This is a genomic window from Vibrio splendidus (assembly GCF_003345295.1).
Taxonomy (GTDB): Bacteria; Pseudomonadota; Gammaproteobacteria; order Enterobacterales; family Vibrionaceae; genus Vibrio; species Vibrio splendidus_K.
In genome coordinates, this window is record NZ_CP031056.1 from 748782 (window position 1) to 767795 (window position 19014).

Here is a 19014-nt window from a genome sequence, read left to right on the forward strand (position 1 = left end):
CCAATGGAGAGGGGAATGTCGAGAGAAACAATATTAGGGCGTTGATACTGGACTATAGTTTTCACAGTGTTTAAGGCGCTTTAATCGATGAGTGGAGTTGTCTCTAAAGGCTTGATAGCTGATGACCTGAGGAGCAAAACTTAGAAAGCCAACCCGTTAAGGTTGACCTTTCACTAGATTTTTAGAGAGTGTTTGAGAGTGGGGGGACGAGGCTGAAGCTTCGGTGGACCGATTCGAGAGCTGATATATCCACCGAGGAGTGAAATCGACACCAGAACCATCATCGCTAAGTTGAAACCAAAAACGCGAGCGTTTGCATTTTCATTTAATAGATATTCAGCTTGATGGTTATCTAACTGATAATTTTTAATCAATGTGTTAACACGGCTATCATCAACATAGGGTACATGAGAAAGTTGGTTCAAATCCGAAACGAAATCTTGAGGGTAGTAGGTCGCGATCTCATGGTTAGAGCGAATGTTGTGGTCCATTGCACCTTGGTTTAATCCGCCAAATAGACTGATACCTAATACCAAACCAATGTTTCTTACCGTTGCTTGTAAGCCACCAGATTGCTCCGCATCTCTTTCACCTAAGGCGCTTGTAATGATGACGGGACATTGGGAAGCCAAAATACCCATCGCAGCCCCTAGCAACGCCATGCCCAAATAGAAAGGGGCTAATATTTGCTGGCTTTGGCTCGATAATATCAATGTTAACCCGGCGAAAAACATTGTGATGAAAGCAATTTGGCAGAGTTTTTTCTGTGATTGCTGTTTAAATATGATTGGAGTCGCCACTGATAGAACAATCATACAGGCAGAGAACAGAAGAATAATGCTACCAGAGTGAGCAGAAGAGAGCGAGATGGCGACTTGCAAGTAAGTGACGGTGACAAAGCTACTTCCGCCTAGTGCGATGTACATCAGTGAGAGTACGATAAATCCCGTTCTTGACGCACTATTTTTGAACCAGCTAAATGGTAAAAGCGCAAAGCCGTGCTTCCGTTCAAACCTAATTTGCTGAATAACAAACAGCGTAAATAGCAAAACGCCTAGGCCGAGCAAAAACAGAGCAGGGCTTAATGGGTAAATTACGTTCAGCCAGTAGGGAACCTTTGCGCCGTTTAAGACTGTGAATACGCCCCAATAAGGCATCTTAATTAGCCCTAGAAAAACAGCGACCGTGCTTACTGCACCGAGTATTGCACCAACAACATCGAACTTAGTCGGGCTGTTAGTATGAATAGGACGAATAGCAAAGATGGCCGCCATTAAGCTTGAGAAATAGCACACTGCAATAATAACGAAAGACCAATACCAATCGGTGTTGTCGTGCAGCCAACCGCTCAACAAAGGGATGATGGCTGCTGCTAATCCGGTGGCGGCGGCCATAAAGCCGAATCCAACAGCGCGATTTTTCCCCGGGAAATGCGCAACCACAAGCGCCAGAACAGCGGGAAGTATGAGCGCAGAGGCAATGCCTGCAAGAGGGCGGACTAAAAGGGATAGGGTGGTTATATCATCGATTGCGATAAAACCAAGTGTGGAAATAAAGCCGATGCTTGTGCCAAGGATCAATAATCGTCGCCAACCAATAATCAAACCGAAAATGCTTGCAGAAAGCATCAAAGCCGCGCCAACAAGTGGTTGAACACTGCTTAGAAACTGGATGTTCGAAATGTCTGTTTGAAAAACATTAACCAGTGCGGAGGTGGAGATAGACAGGTTGGCGACATCTGCCGAGAGTGTGAATTGTGCTAAGCAGAGCGCGATGAGTAACCAAGTTGTTTTGCTATCGTTTTTCTTATCCATAAAATCTCATTAGGTGATTGAAATTACGTCGGGTGAAACGAATAAAGCCCCGGCATTGCCGAGGCTTGAAATGTTACTCTTCGCTCTTCATTAATGAACGTTGGGGAAGTTTAGAGCACAAGGCTAACCCACCAAGCATTAATCCAATCAAAGTAAATAGCGCATAGTGAACCGACTGTAAGCGAGACTCCGCCATGACTTCGATGACAATGCGTTGCTCTTCTTTATCTGCAATCAGATTCTCCATAAGGTCAACTGCCATAGCGTTTGATACGAATGGTAGCGAAGGTTGCTCAATAATGATTTGCTTCGTTTCTGCTGATAGCGCCTCATGTTCAGCTACGTTTGACTTAATCGCACCAGTTAAAGAAAACAGCATCACTGAACCTAGGATAGCCACACCAAACGCTTGTCCTACGTTACGAGACGTCGCTTGAATGCCACCTGATTGTTGAGCCTCACGCTCACTTAGTGCAGACGTTACAACAATTGAAGCTTGAGAAGCCAGTAAGCCAGCACCTGTGCCAAAGATGGTTAGAGAAATGTATTGCCAGAAGGTGATACCTTCAGTGGTAAAGCCTAAGAACATCAGCGCAGTACCTGTCGCAGCAATACTGAAGCCCAATTGGCAAATACGCTGACACGTTAAGTGAGCCAATTTAACTGGAGCACCAAGGGAACCAATCATCATGCCAAGAGCGAACGCACATAATGCCATGCCAGATGAGAATGCACTCATACCCGCGACAAGCTGCATGTAAGAAACGTTGATGAAACCCGTAGCGCCAAACAGTAAGAAGATCGTGGCACACAAGACTAAGCCGACCACAACTTGTGGATTTTTAACATAAGAAGAAGGAAGAAGAGGTGTGCCACCTTGCTCTTCAAAACGGCGCTCCCACACCATCAGCACTTTAAGTAGTGTAGCGCCTAATAGTACTGTTGGAATCGCTGGAGACATGCCCAAAAGGTTGAAGTCAGTTAGGGGCTTGATCAATCCCCAATCAGAGATTTTAAGCAAACCAGTCACGAAACAAAGAAGGCCAACACCTGCTAAGGCGATACCGATAGTGTCGAGTTTACCTTTGAAAGGGCTAGACTCAAGCGTAGGTAGTTTCATGCTACCGAACATCACAAATAAGCAGTAAATGCCTAAGCCACTGAAAGCGACTTGGAAGCTCGCGACATCCAAAATAAAGCCAAACAACAATGGCGTAACTGCACTTGCGAGGCCAACCAGAGCTGCAATCGCAGAGAACGCGATCGCTTGGTCTTTACCTTTGTAAATACCTGCCACGTTTGCCAGCACTGCAGGGATCAGTAAACAAGCACCTAAACCAGAACCCACACGAGCTCCATAATTTAAGACTTCCATATTTGGAGCGAATGCGGCTGCAAATGACCCCACAGCAAGCATGCCTGCTCCGATGATCATTTGACGCTTCCATCCAATAATCAGACCGATCAGGCCACCAGCGATCATGCCGGCGCCTGCAATAAGCGGGTACATTGCATTAGCCATTTGAATTTGCGGCATGCTTGCACCGTGAAGGGCTATAAGTGCCTCAGTAGAAATAGCCAATCCAGAGTTATCGGCCATGGTTGAAAATTGGGCTGCGAGGAGAACAATCAGAGGGAACCATTTGGCTAACCCTGATTTTTCTTCCGGAGTAGGGAGTGTGGTTGCGGATACCGTCATTGTAGATACCTTTATGTTGAAGAGCGAAAGCTCAAGTCGTTATAGTTATGAAATAATCTTCATCACCATTTAACCCTGTGAGCTCACTTACTCTCCAACCAAAAAAAGTATCTTTAGAAGAAAAAAAATTGTATTTGTAAATTGAGAGGTAAAAAAAAGTAAATTAGTACTAACTACCTGATTTCTTGTCTAAAATATAAGATACATCTAAGCCTGCACTTTGCTCGACCTCAATAAAAATTCGACCTTCATCGAGGTTCCAAGCATTCAGACGGATCAAATTACTACCCAGTGGTATGTCAATATTGGTATTTTCGATAAAGGCTTCTAAACCTCGCACTTCTCTCTTCTTTATCTCGAAATCGGTACTGACGTGATCAACACGTTTCAATTCTAATGTGACATCGTAGGTGTAGTTAAATTCGTTGTACCGATTGCTTATTGAAAGTCGAATCCCATCGTTTGCGACTAACATCATTGCATTACTGTCAATCCTTGAGTCATCAATATAGACAGCCCCTTTCCCTTCCCATGCCCCTTCATTTAATCGGAGAGGATTATTTAAATATTGATAAGCTTGTGTGCCAAGTACGCCAGAAACGACAATGGCAATGACTATGGATAAAAGGGTTAAAGTTCGACTTGCTGGCATTCCAAAACTCCTCTTATCTCTGAACAAATTCGATAGAACGACTTATTCCTAGACACATATTTTGTCGAGTCTCCGGGTTGTATAGGTAACGAGCTGAGCTCCTGCTCTGTAGCATTGAAGAGTATCCAGTGATTGCCATATTGGTGGCTAATACGCTCAGGTTGATCAGTAAAAAGGCCAGATGCGCAGAGGGCGAAAGTAGCGATAGAGATAGCCAGTAATAGAGTGATTGAATTAACGATACTCCGTGGTGTGGCTTCTGTTTTGGTATTATTAGTAGTTACTGAGTTGCTCTGTTCGCTGGTGGTGTCAACTGTCTCTACCTCAGTACTTGATATTGTCTGGGCAGTTATTGATACGTCTACGGTCAACTCGTTAGCGTTTGACTCGTTGAGTTTTGGTACTGTGTTGTTGTCAATCTTTGGTGCAACTGCCAGAACATAGCCTTGCTTGGGGATGGTTCTAATCAACGTTCTATCAGTGTCTTCTAAAGAAAACCTCAACGCTTTAACTGTTTGATTAATTGTTGCGTTTGTCGCGTAAGAGTCTTTCCAAAGTGTTTCTTCGATCGACGAACGTGAAAGGACTTCAGGGAATGTCTTGATGAGTTCGTGAAAGAGGTTGGATTCTCGTGCTCTTAGGCGACTTCGCTCTCCCTGGCTATCTATCACAGCAGAAGTTGGTGAATAATAGAGTTCACCAACTTTATATACTGGTGGCTCTAGGCATAGTTTGAGCATTTAGTCTTCTCACTTACGTAACGTCTTTAAATATGCTAACTGGTATATGTGGTTTTTCATTTTGATCCACAGCAATAAATGTTTCACATCGAAATGCGAATATTAAAAAATGAGAATTTAAGCAGAAATAAAAATAACCATGTGTATTTAAATATTAATGAAACTATATCTAGTGAATGTGTTTTGTCTAAATATAAATTTATTGAATATTAAATTAGAGGAGGACGAGTTTCCTGTATGGGAAAGAGTGACAAAGTTAACGTTATTTAAGGTTTTGTCATTTGATACTTTTAGCCCTACTTTTTTTTATTTTTTGTCTCTTTATTTTGTTATCTAACGGGATCGAATTTCTCTAAAGTGTTTTGGAACTTGGCTTAACTAGGCTAAGAGCCCAATAACGTATAATAGGTTTTTGATCATGACTAATTATAAAAACATAACACTCAGTAGTGCCCTTATTCTTTTCTCATCTCATGCATTGTCAGATGACCACATCACACCAGGTGATGCCCCAGACCCCGGTGACCACACCAAGGTTTCATCGGTTATCAACGTGACTTACGGTAAGCAAAGTTTCAGAGAAGAAGATAACGACTTCGCGCAAATCCAGGCTCAGATTTCAGGACAAAAGAGCAATGAGAATTTGTTTCTTGGGCAGTTAACAATACAAGGTCAAGATAACGGAAAAGTGGGAAGTGAAGACTTTAACTTATCTCAAGTTCGCGCTCGTTATTTTGAAGTAAGCCGGACCGATTGGCAGCATGCGCCAATGGTTGGTGTATCACTTGATTATATAGAAACCAGTTTTACCGATGCTATTTCAGATCGTTTGTTCGCAGTCGGTGGGTTGATTCGTGTAAATACTCCGTTTGATAACTGGTTATCTTTCCCAATTTTGGCCGGTGCAGTAGGGCAAAACAACAGCGATTTTAGTCGCTTAGGCCTTACCGATGACTATACTTATGGCGTTCAATTTAATTTCTTGAACTCGATTTATTTGCATGAAAACGGCACTCATGTACAAATAAATCCGCAGTTTAGCTCGCTTGATTTCGGTGGCAGTGTTGGGACGATAAATCAGTTGCAACTTGACCTCGCATTTCAAGGCCCACTATCGGACAACCGCAAGCACTGGGGTAAAGTGACGTATACGGAATTCTTCGATGATACGGAGCAAAGCTTTGGTCACAATAGACAGGGAACAGAATTAAAGTTTACCTACAGCTATTACTTTTAACTGGGTATAAGGTAAGTCTTAGTGAGCTATTTACTTCATCTAGTGCTGTTTCTAGGTTTATTTAAATAATGTGAGATCGCAAGACTTCATTCTTGTTGTTCCGTTTTCCTCACTGAATTTCAAGACCATAAACAAATTGCTCTAGTTTTCTTTATCGCTAGAGCATCTACATATGACACATTATATCGTGGCAGTTACGAGGCTTCGTTTATCGTCTTACAGTAAGTTTACGAAATGTATTGGTCGTCTAAAAAACAACTGAGTTACTTCACTCATTACCTTGTTATGTGTTTAGTATAAATTATCAACGACCAATCCGTCTTCGTTGTTGATTGAGATAGTATTTTGCTACAAAACGCGCATAATCTTGCTATACAACACTTAACGAAGAAATTACCTATGACTACCTTTCAATACTACTTCCACCAACTGCCTTGCTTCGACTGTAAAAAAACAACAGTAAGTACTGATCTTGGTTGGTTAACGCCTGCGATGAAAGAGGATGCTCTCGCTCAACTGACAGCGACTCTTGCGCAAGGTGAGATTACACCAGATCTTTCAGCAAACGTGGTCTGTACTAAAGAGGAAGCTCGTGAGTACCTATTGCTTAACTTCTTCGGTTATTCAGAAGAAGAGCTAGCAAGCGAAATTGAAGCGGATGATGAGAAAGAAGTCGCGGATGAAATCGCAGAGCTACTGGAAGAAGGCGAAGACACCATCACCTTCGAACATGAAATTGCTCTTCAGTGCTGTGCAGGTTGTGACGTTGTTGAAGACGAGTCAAACTAAACTCTTGTATTAAGGTTATTAAATCAAGTACTTGTAATAAAGTCAGTATGTTCATCATACCCATATGATGTTCAAATGATTAAAGGCGTTAGCGAATTGAAGTTCGCTAACGCCTTTTTTGTATCTCTACTTCTTATCTCTAAGCTGCATTAGATCCTATGATATTTTGCTTTCTATAATGCCTTTTTCGCTAAGTTGCGAAAGGATCTCTGCGGTCTTCTCTCTGAATAAATCTCTCAGTAGACGCACAGTAGGGGTGATGGATTGACGACTTGGGCATACTAACCACAACTCTGTAGGTGTTGGTTTAAATTCAGGAATGACTTTAACCACTTCGCCTGAAAGCAGATGAGGAGACATGTCTAGACAAGATTTTATTGCCACTCCTTTACCCGCGATACACCAACGTCTTACAAGATCAGCGTCGTTCGAGGCGCGGTTCCCTTTTAGTTTCACTTTATGATCTTGAGTGCCATCGTTGAATATCCACTCGTCTTGCAATATGTCATGAAGTTGGTAGAGCAAACCATTGTGTTGAGTTAAGTCACTCGGGCGTTTTGGTGTTCCCATTTCAGCCAAGTATTCAGGGGCCGCACACAATATTCTGGGTACATCGCAGATTTTAAAGCCATACATGTTGGCATCAGTCGGGGAGCCATAACGCAACGCCATATCAACAGAATCACGGTAAAAATCGATATTGCTATCGCTGATGCTAGTACGTAGTGCGGCGTTAGGGTATTCCAGTAAAAACTCATCAAGCCAAGGTGTGATTAGATTTCGTCCTAGATCAGAAGAAAGCGCGATGCGAATTTCACCGTCAACAATACCAAGCTCTTCTCTCATGTTGAGTTTCGCTTGCTCCAACATTTTTAAGGCTTGTTCACACTCAGGTAAATAGCGTTCGCCTGCTGAAGAGAGCCTTAGGTGGCGCGTGGTTCTTACAAATAATTCCGCCCCCAGAGCCGCTTCAACACGTTTGACGGCAGCACTTGCGGTAGCTGTACGCATGTCTAGGTTGGTGGCTGCTGCAGTAATACTGCGAAATTCTGCCACTTTCAAAATGACCTGTAAGTCTTCAAGAAGCATGTTGTTTACCTGTATTGAATTATGTTCTAAACATGGCGTTGGAATATTTCCCCATCACAATCTGCAGATGGGTTATCTCTAATTATCGCTTCTAAGTTAGCTTCAAACACTTAATTGTCAAAATTAATTTGATAATAATTCAAATATGAGGCTGTTTTTCATTAGTAATTTTCTCACTATCATTTCCCCTATCGACAACATAGCGCAGTACACACTGTATGAACGAAGCCTACGATCTAGGGGGACAAGATGACTAAGAAAATCATAATGGGTGTAACGGATTTGTCGTTCCACCGTACGACCGCATCATTGGTTGCCAATGTATTGAAAGCCATGGGCTTTGAGGTAGAGCGCATTTTCTCTCCACATCAGGAGAACTTTGAAAAGCTGAAAACAGGCCAAGTGGATATGCTTTCTTCTGCGTGGTTGCCATCAAGTCACGGTATCTACAAAGCGGGCGTTGAAGAAGTTGAGCCGCTTATCGAGCTTGGGCTTCATTATGAACCATACGCCTTGTGGGGCGTACCAGACTATGTGCCTGAAGAGGCGGTTTCTGAAGTCTCTGATTTATTAAAAGCCGAAGTGATCGAGAAAATGAACTCGACCATCCAGGGTATCAACCCCGGAGCTGGTATCACACGCTTCTCTATCCAGATGATGAAAGACTATGGCCTGAGCGATGCTGGTTACCAGTTCTTTCCTGGCAGTGAAGACGATTGTTTCAGAGCTTTTGAAAGTGCGGTCGCAAACAAAGAGTGGGTGGTAGTGCCACTGTGGAAACCTCAGTGGCACTATCGTTACGATATTCGTGAGCTCAAAGAGCCAAAAGGCTTACTCGGAATCGTTGACAGAGCGGTACTGCTTTTAAGAGATGACAAGAAGCACTTGTTTAACGAAGAGCAGATTCAGAAGTTGGATTCCCTACGCTTCTCGAATGACATTATCGCCGAGCTGGATTACAAAGTTTGCCGTGAAGGTAAACCACAAGATCAAGTCACACATGATTGGTTGATTGAGAAAGGTCTGATTTAACCTCTCAGCCCTTGGCAATGCAGTTAGATGTCTGCATTACCCAGATAGCGGTAACACCATTATCAAAAATTATTTGAGAATTATTCAAATATTAGGCGGTTTATCTAGAGTGAGAATTGACTAAGATTAACCCGTCTAATTCAAGGAGAAAGCACAATGTCAGTACCATCAAAAATGAAAGCTATCGGATTTACTCAATCACTTGCGATTACAGAGCAAGACAGTTTATTTGAGTTTGAAACGAGTCTGCCAGAACTAAAAAATAATGACTTGCTGGTAAAAGTGAGCGCGACTTCTATTAACCCTGCTGACGCAAAAATTCGTATTCGTAGTGCCAAAGACAAAACACTCGAACAATCAAAAGTCTTGGGTTATGACGCAGTCGGTGAAGTTGTTGGCAAAGGTGCTGACGTTGAAGGCTTCGAAGTCGGTGACCGTGTCTACTATGCAGGTGACGTAACTCGTATGGGCGCTAATGCCGAATACCAAGCTGTGGACTACCGTATTACGGCTAAAGCGCCGAAGAGCCTTTCTGATGAAGCTGCGGCCGTTATGCCACTAGCAACGCTTACGGCATGGGAAGCGTTGTTTGACCGCCTTCGTGTTCGTCCTGAAGAGAAAAAGTCTATCCTGATCATTGGTGGAGCAGGCGGTGTAGGTTCAATTACGATTCAACTGGCTAAGCAACTGACCAACCTAAATGTTATCGCAACAGCTTCAAGACCTGAAACTGAACAGTGGGTAAGAGATATGGGGGCGGACTATGTGGTGAACCACCGTAACCTTGTCGAGTCTGTGCGAGAGCAAGGCATTCAACATGTCGACTACATCTTCAATGTTGCTGATACCAAAGGGCACTGGGATGCGATGGTTGAGCTGATTGCACCACAAGGCCTGATCAGTTCGATTGTAGAGTTCGATGGCGGGATTGACTTATCAGCGCTGCAAGGCAAATCAGCAGGCTTTATTTGGGAACTGATGTTTACACGTTCACTGTTCAACACCGACGATATCCAGAAGCAGCAAGACATCCTATTCCAAGCCGCGAATCTGATTGATGCGGGTCGTATTAAATCGACGCTGACCACGACCTTAAATGGCTTTAGTGTGGATACAATTAAAGATGCACACCAACGTATTGAAAGCAGTGCTTCTATTGGTAAAACAGCCATCAAATACTAATCGTTGACGGTTTAAATAGAAGAAGCCTTTGATATCTTGTTGTTAGTCAAAAAGGTATCAAGGGCTTTTGTTTGTTTTCGGTTTAGTTAGCTTCTGGTGATGGGATAGGTTGTGATGTTTTGAATTGAAGCTGTATTAGGTCTAGCTCAAAAGGCGAGGGCTGTTTGTCTGCAATCAAAAAGCCAATTTGCTTGATGTCTTGTGCCTTAAGTTCCGGGGCATCGCTCAGTAGCCGACCTCTGAACACCGCTTGAAAATCATTGAAGTGGAAGACCTTGTTTAGCTGCTCTCCCTTTATGGTATCGAAATCGTGTTTGTATTGAACTCGATTACCCTCCTTCCAAGTGGTGAACCTCAGTTGGTAGGTGCGACCATCACCAACGAATATCAGCTCTGCACTATCTATTTCATGGGCAGGTGATTCAATGGAGCGCTTTACAGAACTGAAACCACCATTATTTTCTAACGAGAGCTCTCCCCTAAATCGACTCATGTTATTAAGATAAATGAGCTCGCCTGTTGAGATGCCGCCCATTACATCGTCGTTAGTCACTGTCCAGTTTTGATGCTCACTAACTTGTGTAAAGTCGATCATGTTTGTCCCTGTTGCATCTGCCTTAAGACTTAACGAATGTAGGCTGAGTAGAAGGAGTAAAGGTGTCGTTAACCTAAGGTGTAACCGCGTTTTACAATTGGTTCCGTTCATGAATTTCTCCACTCTTTCCCTGTAGACTATGCGTTATTTACTCGATAGCGATGGGTAACTTATGAAGAAGGTTCAGTTTCAAGCATAGCTAAACAACGCTTGATGAAGTCTTCATAGTTCGATGCTTTGTCGTATTCGATCTTCAATGAGCCGTGGAACATTAGGGTCACGGTAACGTCTCGGTAGCTTAACCAACAGGTGTAGCCGTCGTAATCGTGCCAGGCTACCATCTCGCCAAATTGATATTTGTTATCCAATTGCTCGCCAGATGAACGAATGCAATCGAACACTCTAAGAAACTTAATAATGGTGATTCTGTTGTCCATGTACCACTCCCGTTGCGCAGTCGATGAAAAATGCTAAGTGCTTGTATTTGAATTAACTACGGTTTGGTTCTACATTACGATCACTGTGGGGAGTCGAGTGTTCAATCACCTTAGCTGTTTGGCAAAAGGGTTACGATAAACATAAGAAAGGCGTGAGCAGACCTGAGTTTGCTAACGCCTTTTTAATTTAGCGCCTTTAGTTAACTCTATGGCGTTTTGACTCAACCCGTAAGTTAGAAATCATAGAGCACTGGAGAGCTTTAGAAGTAATGAAACACCGGAGGTTCATGCATTAAAAAGTTTTGATGCGAGATATTCCATGCGTAAGCGCCTGCTAGAGTGAACACCACATAGTCACCAATATCGACCTGCTCGATATGTTGATTTCGTGCCAGAACATCTTTTGGCGTACAAAGCTGTCCAACCAACGTGGCTGTGGCATGGTTTATCGGATGTGAAATCGTGGGTTGCTGATTACTTTTCACGATTGCAAAAGGGTGGTCATGGCTTTGCGCTGCCGGAGTACGGAAATGATGCGTGCCACCACGGGCAATCACAAAATGCTCGCCAAGATTTTGTTTAATATCCAAGACCTCCATTACGTAATAGCCACAAGGTGCAGAGATGTAGCGGCCACATTCAAAACGCAGCTTCCAATCTTGTAAATGTTCCTTGGAAATCAGGAACTCCAATTTGTCGCAAAACTCCATCCAAGGAAAATGTTGTTTAGGGTTTTGGTAATTGATCCCCATGCCACCACCGAGGTTGATGATCAACTCATCGAGTGAGAACGTTTTTTTCCACTCTTTGACCACTTGGAAATAGCGTTGCATCAAGGCGAGGTGGCGATCAACGTCGAGTTGATGTGACATCAAATGGAAGTGAAAGCCTTTCAACTTTATTAAGGGGAAATCGCGTAGGTACATCAGCGCGTTGTTTAACTCATTTTCATCTAAACCAAATGGGGTGGGCTTTCCGCCCATGGCTAATTTGCTAAGTGTGATGTCACCAATGTCTATGTTCATACGCAGGAAGATCGAAGCTGGTCGATTCAACTTTTGTGTTAAAGAACCAATGCGTTGCAATTCGGTGAGGCTCTCTACATGAATCGCATCAACATCGAGTTCAATTGCTTGCTCCAGTTCACTGGGCATTTTCCCCGGGCCACCAAAGATCAGTGGTTTATTGAGTTGTTGCTGGTGGAGGTGTGTAAGCTCTCCGCCTGATGCAGCTTCGAAACCATCAACATAAGGAGCTAAAGTTCGCAGTATCGGCGCTGAAGGATTCGCTTTCGCCGCGTAAAATAGCTCTACGTTTTTTGGCAATACATGTCGCATCTGCTTAATGTGCTGCTCCAATGCATCGAGATCATAAAGATAAGCACATAATGGCTGCGTTTGTTGCTTGGCCAATTGCTGGATTTCTTGATGGATAGAGGCTGAAAGTTGAGGAGAATTAAGCATGGTGAACTCCTTGTGAATGAGTTGGCCACGGTGCTACAACTTGGGTGTAACCGGACTCTTTATCGGCATTTTGCATCAAACGTGTTGTGAAGTTATTTTTGCTTGGGAAATGACCATCGTTAAGCAATGCCATTAGTTCGGGTTGCTGGCCATTGATAGACGTCCAGCGGACGATAGCGTCTTTTAAAGTTCCCCATAACGTATTCTCAAGTGCCGAGTTACCCTCAGCGATAAAGAAAATGGCCTCGCTGATATTGTTAATGAAGGTGCAATAGCCAATACGGTTCCAACCTTGCTCACGGCTGTAGTACACCGATTGACGAGCACGTTCTGAAAGTTGCTGAAGTGTTTCTGATGGCCAAAACTCGCGTAGTAGCTTGGTACCTTCTAAGTCTCGAATCCATACACAGCAAGGCATGCCTTTTTCAAATCCAATCAACGTATTTTGTAAATGAGGTTCAAACGCAACCCCATGTTTGAAGTAGTAGTTAAAGACGCCCGGAATCAAACAATGCAGATAGCGCTCAAACCACAGCGTGGCGACATTTTCATATTGGCTTTGGGTTGTTTGCGCTTTTTGTTTGAGCTGAGTGGCGATGCAACTGTTCCCGTCTGTATCGTAAGCAAAGAGGGCACCCGCTAACGTTGGTTGCAAAATATCGGTTTCGCTTAAGGTGAAATTCTCTCGATACAAAATACCAAACGACTCGCGAGCTTTAATAACATCAGTTTGTTCCTGCTCGGCAACCGACTCTAGATCCAATGTGGTCGCGTAAGGTTCAGTCATTACCTTGAATACTGGATTACGTAACTGTTCGCTTTCTTTGATTGGATGCAGAATCGAGGTTAATTGAACGGCACTATCGAGCTCATACCATGCGTTTTTACGTACGCAGTTGGTTAAACGTACATTGATAGAGAACTTAGCAAACCAATCCATATCTGGGTGGTACAGAGTGCGCACGGATGAAGTGGGTAAGAGTTTTTCACCACCTAATCCAAGCGGGATGATTCTGCCTTGTTCAATGGCCGTTTTGACCACTGGGTTTTGCAAAAGTGTGTAACTTTCCCAAGGGTGGCAAGGGTAAAGCATGGTACCTGCTGAATTGTTTTCATCAGGTGCAAGTTGTTCAAGCATGGTAGTTGGTGAGGTACGGTCATCTGAACTCAAGACATCGAGCAAAGTGGTGTCGACCTTAAACCAATAGAGAGGAACTTTAGCGCCAACCTCAGGGGAACACGCGAGCAGATCATCGATACTGACACCTGATCGACTCTTTGGCGTTGGATGAAAAGTATGTCCCCAAAGTAACGATTGCTCTGATGCGATAAACGCATTGTGATGCTGAGGTGAGTTGTCTGAGTTTAGGAACTGCTCGGTAATCAACAAACTGTTTTCCATTTGCTCGACTAACTCGTGATTGAATGGAATCGTCAGCATTTCTTTTAGGTAACTGAGTAGAAGCGTCAGGGTTTGAGTTGCGTCCAATTTGCACCAAGCTGCACCGGGCATTTTAGCCCAAGGTGTATCACTGAGCTTCACTTTCCCCAGTTTACTGGTGTACTCAACGGGTAAAACCATCAGACCATTTTTCTGAGGTTGATCTTGGTGAGGTAGGTGAATGGCCACACGTTGGTGAGCGTTGTAGTTTCTTTTCAAAGTTTGAGGAAGAGAGGCCGAACTGTAGCACCAATTAACCTGTTTCTTTGGTATCGCGTATTCACGTAAGTAACAGTTCACCACGCCCATGATGGTATTGAGTTGGGCTTTTTCTCGGTTTAGCAGTGCTTTTTTACGATTTTGAAGAACTTGGTCTTCAGCGGAATATTCACTTGGAGATAATTGAGTCTGTAACATGTTGATGTCCAAATTTTGAATGGATGATCAGCGCGATAGCAGCAATGCCACTGACCAACATAGAAAGTATGAAAGGAACCTCAAGCCAGCCCAGGCTTGATATAAAAGAAGCGCTCAATCCAGCCGCAACGCCACCCCATTTAGACATAGCGTCAAAGCGCGAAAACACTTTGCCGCTTTGTCGTCGATCAATTTGGTTTGCTAACGCTTGATGCAAGCCGTGATAACAGCAAACCATGCCAAGTCCGAAAACAATACGAGCAATAATCAACACTTCTTGATAAGGAGTGAGATGCATTGCTGCACTGAGTGAAAGCAAACCAAAGCCTAGCCATAAAGTACGCTGCGCTTGATTGCGTTCAAGCTGGTGGCGATCAACCCATTCTGAGAACAGATGAACTTTTCCTGCAAAGATCAGATAAATACCATGTGGGAGGGCATATAAAAACCCAATCCACGCTTGGCTTGTCACGCCATATTGCTGCACATAAGGCGAGAAATAGGGGAACGTGACGACCATGGCGAAAGCAAAGCTGAACTGCGCGCCAAACACCCAATAAAGCGTATTTAACGAATTGGTTTGGCTGCTTTGAGCTTTATTCGACGCCTGATCTTTTACAATCCCCTTAGATTTCGCTAAGTCATCGATGGGTAATGTTAAGGTGATCAATAGCGCGAATAGCGGTAAAGCGGACAGCCACAGATACGCGTTCAGCGGGTTTGTTTCTGATAAGCTCCAGCCAAGCCCTATCGGAGCAATAATTAGCGCCAGACGAGCAGAAAGCTGAGTTTTATTGAGTGACTTACCGAGTGATTTTGCATCGTTGATTTGGCTGGATAAGTAGCTGTTTGAGGCGGCCATGGTGCCACCAAAGGTTCCTTGAACGATAAGACCAAACACAAACATTGAGAGATTATCGGCTAAGCCACACAGCGCGAAGCCTGCTGCAAGCCCGAGTTGAGCACGTAATAGAGAGCGACGTCTGCCATATTTATCAGCAAACTGCCCCCAAAAGCGCGCCGCAACGGCAGTGCAAAAGGTCGGCAAAATGAACAGTACCCCCGCCCAATCCGAAGTAATGTTTGCATCCAGTGTTGGCAATACCATTGGTAAAAACAGCGGCATGCCTAAGGCTGCAAACGCGGCGATAAAGTGGCTTAAAAGTACACAATAGATGAGTTTGGTCATGATGGGTTAACTCACGCTCTGCTTGATGTTTTCAAGGTAAGCGTGTTGTGCTTCTTCGCTGGTTAGCAATAAAAAGTTCGGTGCCGACAAGCCATAGAACTTATTGATATCGCTTGCGCCAGACGCCTCTTTAGACAATAAGCTACCCGAGCTCAATAGATACTTAGCGTATAGGTTAGGTGATTCAAACAACATCTCGTTTGCGAGCTTGGTGTTGTGTCCTTGTTCATCCAACTGGTTAAGTTGTTGGGAGAGGCTATTGGCGACCATTTCATACAGATAAGCTGAAGTGGCGATTCCTTTCGTCGCCATTGCTTCCACAATCGCGGCAATGTCTAACTGCAAAGTAATAGTGGTAAACATCTGACCAAGAGCAAGCTCGTTATCTACAGTGATACGTTGATCTAAAAGGTGATCGCATTTTACGGGCGATTGTTGCTCAAACGTTTGGAAACGCTCTGGCCAAATACGCGCTGCATCGTTGTCTTTCATGGCTAAGGTCATCTTACCTTGCTCATCGAATGCAATGATGGCGTTTTGTTGGTTAGACTCCAAAGCGATACCGTAACGAATCCACAATGTAAGGTGCACTTTGCAAAGCAGATCAACGTAATCTTTAAACCAAGTCAGTGTATCTTGCTGATAATACTGTTCGGCGAGGTGTTCCAAGAACAAGCGTCCATCAGGCATTGGACTGGCAAGGGCGGCCACAGGCACCAGTGCTTTGTCTTGGAAGTAACTCTGCGGGTATTCGCGCACAATGTAAGCAAAGGTTTTATCGTCTCCAACATGGCCGCCATGTTTCTCATAACAATGGAAAAACGTGCCATGTAAGTCTTTATCTGTTTGCTCTAAGTGCGTCAACAAACGTTCAAACCAATGCCCATCATAGAGCGTAGATGGTTTGATTAGGCGAATGTTTTTAGTACCCAAAGATCGCATGATCAGCGGCACCTTGATATGGACCTGTGGTGCTGTGTTCACGACCACAGTGCGCACTGACAGGGTTGGAGTTACCTCAAGATACGCAACCGGTGCTTCAATGACACCGTCAGGAATGCCATCAAGACTTCTTAGTGTTAATGGGTGTGCGGGGAATAGCTCATGGCTAAGAGCAAAATCGGCGGGCAGACCTACTTGCTCCATCGTTGGCCAACATTCTGGTTGTGGACTGGTCAATGTAACGAGTGACTTCTCGATTGCGAGCCAACGAAGTTCAAAGTTTTGTGCAAATTCTGGCGCGAATTGCTCTAGGTCGTGATCGCTTAAACCGAACTTAGCACGTGCTGTCGGGTAGTAAGGGTGGTCAAGATAGGATGCGATTTGATCGGCACGTAATAACTTTTTCTCCCAACGTTCTAGTTGAGAAATCGGCTGCATGAGTGATTCGGATTGCTGACTGAAGGCGCTATCACACAATCCTTTGTGTTTTTCTGCGCATTCGAGTTCTTGCAAATAACCATCTAATAATGAATGCGAGCTTTCGTGAGCACTTGCTTTCAATAATTCGATCCAATCTTGATAGTGCTGCTGGGTTTCAACGACACCATTTCTCTCGATGAACCAACCATCACCTTTCGAGCCATCTGGTTGGCCGTATACCCAACGCTGCATGTAATAGCTGGGAGTAACGGGCAAGTAGAGTGTAAAGTCTGAACCCGCAAAAATAGCCCAAATTTGATTACGAGGATAAGAAGATAGTTTGAGTGTATTTGGTAGCTGAGATTTAAATTGGCTTTGGGAAACTAATCCAAACAAATCTTCACGCAAGCAAGTATCGATTAGTCGCTGAGTGAGGTATAACGCGTTTTCATTCATGCTGTTACCTCGCTTGTTGCTGTTAGATTGAAGCGAGAGATTGCCTGTTGTAGCGCGGGTTCTAGTGTTCGACCAGAAGGAGAAACGACCGAAATTCTCGCTAAGTAATCCTTGTTGGAATAGCTTTGTTGGAACGTATCACCAACCTTTTTAAGCACTTGCTGCTGAATGACAATATCGCCCTCTTGGTGAATGAAAGAGGTTGATGACCCTTCAATTAAACCGCTTTGTTTGGCCACTACATAGTGCACAAGGGCACTGCCATCAATACGAAATGTAGGATCAAGCTTGTGACCCAAGTGAAGGCTTAAGATGGTATTGAACCAATTCCCACCACTAAGGTTATCAAGTAAAAACTCTCGTCCATCACCAATACTTCGATAGTTGATTTCGACAAGTACAGGCCCCGAATCTGTGATGATGAATTCGCTATGACAGACACCAAACCCCACCCCGAATTCTTGAAGCTGACGTATACATTCATCACGGTAGTGAACGCTGTTAACACCATTCCAACTCGCCGCTGTTTCGATGAAGTAGGGTGGTGCTGAGAGCTCTACATCAAACCCACCAAGCGCGACCAAATGATCCCCGTCGCCAATGGTTTCGACAGTAATCAATGGGCCTTGCAAAAACGCCTCAACCAAGATGGGAGTAGTAGGGTGCCTTTGCCAAAAGGTATCGCAATAGTTATCCAGCTCAGCCGCAGAATCGCAGCGCTGCACGTCTAAACTAGCCACGCCTTCCTTGGGCTTCGCAACGACAGGAAAATCGAAATCGAATACAGGAGCGCTCTCTCGACTTAACAAAACACTTCGAGTATTAGGTAACGATTTTTCGTTGAGAACCTGACGAGTTAAGTATTTGTTTTTCGCCTTAATCGTCACGTTCCAATCTTTAGCGGGTAAACCAAAGAACTGTGCACAGATTGCAGTGGAAGTTTGTAGGTGGTCGCTATTACTGAAAACAGCATGAGGTGCTAGATTTTTCTCGGTGATGATTTCGATGAGTTCAAGAGGGTTGAAGACATCGCATTCTAAAATTTCATCGGGATTAAAGCGTTCATCATCACTGCTCAATTTCAGGTGATTGAGCTTGTGATCTGTGATCAAAACGACGTGAAGACCCATCGCCTTTGCGGTAGGTACGAAGCCGTGAGTGACTGCATCATTCACGACGTGACTTACGATAATAATCGTAGATTTCATGGGGCTTTCCTAATTTTAAAACGTTGTTGTCGCCTGCTCACAACTCGCTTTCAAGTGCTCTCTTTCGGGGTTAAAAGAAAGAGAATTTTTCTATCTTATTGTTTTTATTGATTCTTATGTCATTAGTAGTGTTGCATATTGCAAAGCAAATATAGATCAAAAAATATATATTGCAAATATAAATGATATTTGTTCTTATTCGCAATATTGTT

General features: G+C 43.8%; 16 protein-coding genes. 4 read left to right on the top strand and 12 right to left on the bottom strand.

Annotation, left to right across the window (positions count from 1 at the left end; genetic code table 11):
• Nucleotides 1-173: 173 nt before the first annotated feature.
• The 4 genes from DUN60_RS19025 to DUN60_RS19040 form a co-directional block, all read right to left on the bottom strand.
• On the bottom strand, nucleotides 174-1814 hold the full coding sequence (locus tag DUN60_RS19025; protein WP_114634909.1) for an MFS transporter: 1641 nt from the start codon (nucleotides 1812-1814) through the stop codon (nucleotides 174-176).
• Nucleotides 1815-1887: 73 nt separating this feature from the next.
• A complete protein-coding gene (locus DUN60_RS19030) occupies nucleotides 1888-3513 on the bottom strand; it encodes an MFS transporter (RefSeq protein ID WP_065207046.1) in 1626 nt (541 codons plus the stop codon).
• Nucleotides 3514-3682: 169 nt separating this feature from the next.
• On the bottom strand, nucleotides 3683-4165 hold the full coding sequence (locus DUN60_RS19035) for a hypothetical protein (RefSeq protein WP_114634911.1): 483 nt from the start codon (nucleotides 4163-4165) through the stop codon (nucleotides 3683-3685).
• Nucleotides 4144-4905, bottom strand: a complete 762-nt coding sequence (locus DUN60_RS19040) for a winged helix-turn-helix domain-containing protein (protein ID WP_114634913.1) — start codon at nucleotides 4903-4905, stop codon at nucleotides 4144-4146. Before DUN60_RS19040 ends, DUN60_RS19035 begins: the two co-directional genes overlap by 22 nt.
• Nucleotides 4906-5323: 418 nt before the next feature.
• Between DUN60_RS19040 and DUN60_RS19045 the strand changes: the two genes are divergently transcribed.
• Together DUN60_RS19045 and DUN60_RS19050 are read left to right on the top strand one after the other, a co-directional pair.
• Nucleotides 5324-6142, top strand: a complete 819-nt coding sequence (locus DUN60_RS19045; RefSeq protein WP_114634915.1) for a hypothetical protein — start codon at nucleotides 5324-5326, stop codon at nucleotides 6140-6142.
• Nucleotides 6143-6541: 399 nt separating this feature from the next.
• Nucleotides 6542-6931, top strand: coding sequence for a hypothetical protein (locus DUN60_RS19050; protein WP_054545708.1), 390 nt, complete (start codon nucleotides 6542-6544; stop codon nucleotides 6929-6931).
• Nucleotides 6932-7087: 156 nt separating this feature from the next.
• On the opposite strand, the gene DUN60_RS19055 is transcribed toward DUN60_RS19050, so the two are convergent.
• The gene (locus DUN60_RS19055) at nucleotides 7088-8020 is read right to left on the bottom strand and encodes a LysR family transcriptional regulator (protein WP_114634917.1); all 933 of its coding nucleotides are present in this window, start codon (nucleotides 8018-8020) and stop codon (nucleotides 7088-7090) included.
• Between the two features lie 267 nt (nucleotides 8021-8287).
• On the opposite strand from DUN60_RS19055, the gene DUN60_RS19060 reads away from it, so the two are divergent.
• Entirely contained in the window at nucleotides 8288-9052 is a 765-nt protein-coding gene (locus DUN60_RS19060) for a glycine betaine ABC transporter substrate-binding protein (protein ID WP_114634919.1), read from the top strand.
• A 156-nt stretch (nucleotides 9053-9208) separates the two neighbouring features.
• Nucleotides 9209-10234 carry a zinc-binding alcohol dehydrogenase family protein gene (locus DUN60_RS19065; RefSeq protein WP_114634921.1) on the top strand — a complete coding sequence of 342 codons (1026 nt, stop codon included), beginning with the start codon at nucleotides 9209-9211 and terminating at the stop codon, nucleotides 10232-10234.
• Between the two features lie 82 nt (nucleotides 10235-10316).
• On the opposite strand, the gene DUN60_RS19070 is transcribed toward DUN60_RS19065, so the two are convergent.
• The 7 genes from DUN60_RS19070 to DUN60_RS19100 form a co-directional block, all read right to left on the bottom strand.
• Nucleotides 10317-10952 carry a CIA30 family protein gene (locus DUN60_RS19070; protein ID WP_114634923.1) on the bottom strand — a complete coding sequence of 212 codons (636 nt, stop codon included), beginning with the start codon at nucleotides 10950-10952 and terminating at the stop codon, nucleotides 10317-10319.
• 47 nt (nucleotides 10953-10999) lie between these two features.
• Entirely contained in the window at nucleotides 11000-11266 is a 267-nt protein-coding gene (locus DUN60_RS19075; RefSeq protein ID WP_114634925.1) for a DUF3081 domain-containing protein, read from the bottom strand.
• Between the two features lie 260 nt (nucleotides 11267-11526).
• Entirely contained in the window at nucleotides 11527-12729 is a 1203-nt protein-coding gene (locus tag DUN60_RS19080) for a type III PLP-dependent enzyme (protein ID WP_114634927.1), read from the bottom strand.
• Nucleotides 12722-14587, bottom strand: coding sequence for an IucA/IucC family protein (locus tag DUN60_RS19085; RefSeq protein ID WP_114634929.1), 1866 nt, complete (start codon nucleotides 14585-14587; stop codon nucleotides 12722-12724). The genes DUN60_RS19080 and DUN60_RS19085 overlap by 8 nt, the downstream gene beginning before the upstream one ends.
• A complete protein-coding gene (locus tag DUN60_RS19090; protein ID WP_114634931.1) occupies nucleotides 14559-15776 on the bottom strand; it encodes an MFS transporter in 1218 nt (405 codons plus the stop codon). Before DUN60_RS19090 ends, DUN60_RS19085 begins: the two co-directional genes overlap by 29 nt.
• A gap of 6 nt (nucleotides 15777-15782) precedes the next feature.
• Nucleotides 15783-17594, bottom strand: coding sequence for an IucA/IucC family protein (locus tag DUN60_RS19095; protein WP_114634933.1), 1812 nt, complete (start codon nucleotides 17592-17594; stop codon nucleotides 15783-15785).
• Complete coding sequence (locus DUN60_RS19100; protein ID WP_065207057.1) at nucleotides 17591-18802, bottom strand: ATP-grasp domain-containing protein; 1212 nt, start codon at nucleotides 18800-18802, stop codon at nucleotides 17591-17593. The genes DUN60_RS19095 and DUN60_RS19100 overlap by 4 nt, the downstream gene beginning before the upstream one ends.
• Nucleotides 18803-19014: the final 212 nt, after the last annotated feature.

Excerpts from the sequence above, each read along its gene's own strand:
- DUN60_RS19090 (WP_114634931.1), bottom strand. The coding sequence starts at position 15,776 with ATGACCAAACTCATCTATTGTGTACTTTTAAGCCACTTTATCGCCGCG.
- DUN60_RS19100 (WP_065207057.1), bottom strand. The coding sequence starts at position 18,802 with ATGAAATCTACGATTATTATCGTAAGTCACGTCGTGAATGATGCAGTC.
- DUN60_RS19085 (WP_114634929.1), bottom strand. The coding sequence starts at position 14,587 with ATGTTACAGACTCAATTATCTCCAAGTGAATATTCCGCTGAAGACCAA.
- DUN60_RS19030 (WP_065207046.1), bottom strand. The coding sequence starts at position 3,513 with ATGACGGTATCCGCAACCACACTCCCTACTCCGGAAGAAAAATCAGGG.
- DUN60_RS19080 (WP_114634927.1), bottom strand. The coding sequence starts at position 12,729 with ATGCTTAATTCTCCTCAACTTTCAGCCTCTATCCATCAAGAAATCCAG.
- DUN60_RS19045 (WP_114634915.1), top strand. The coding sequence starts at position 5,324 with ATGACTAATTATAAAAACATAACACTCAGTAGTGCCCTTATTCTTTTC.
- DUN60_RS19095 (WP_114634933.1), bottom strand. The coding sequence starts at position 17,594 with ATGAATGAAAACGCGTTATACCTCACTCAGCGACTAATCGATACTTGC.
- DUN60_RS19060 (WP_114634919.1), top strand. The coding sequence starts at position 8,288 with ATGGGTGTAACGGATTTGTCGTTCCACCGTACGACCGCATCATTGGTT.
- DUN60_RS19035 (WP_114634911.1), bottom strand. The coding sequence starts at position 4,165 with ATGCCAGCAAGTCGAACTTTAACCCTTTTATCCATAGTCATTGCCATT.
- DUN60_RS19075 (WP_114634925.1), bottom strand. The coding sequence starts at position 11,266 with ATGGACAACAGAATCACCATTATTAAGTTTCTTAGAGTGTTCGATTGC.
- DUN60_RS19065 (WP_114634921.1), top strand. The coding sequence starts at position 9,209 with ATGTCAGTACCATCAAAAATGAAAGCTATCGGATTTACTCAATCACTT.
- DUN60_RS19055 (WP_114634917.1), bottom strand. The coding sequence starts at position 8,020 with ATGCTTCTTGAAGACTTACAGGTCATTTTGAAAGTGGCAGAATTTCGC.
- DUN60_RS19050 (WP_054545708.1), top strand. The coding sequence starts at position 6,542 with ATGACTACCTTTCAATACTACTTCCACCAACTGCCTTGCTTCGACTGT.
- DUN60_RS19025 (WP_114634909.1), bottom strand. The coding sequence starts at position 1,814 with ATGGATAAGAAAAACGATAGCAAAACAACTTGGTTACTCATCGCGCTC.
- DUN60_RS19040 (WP_114634913.1), bottom strand. The coding sequence starts at position 4,905 with ATGCTCAAACTATGCCTAGAGCCACCAGTATATAAAGTTGGTGAACTC.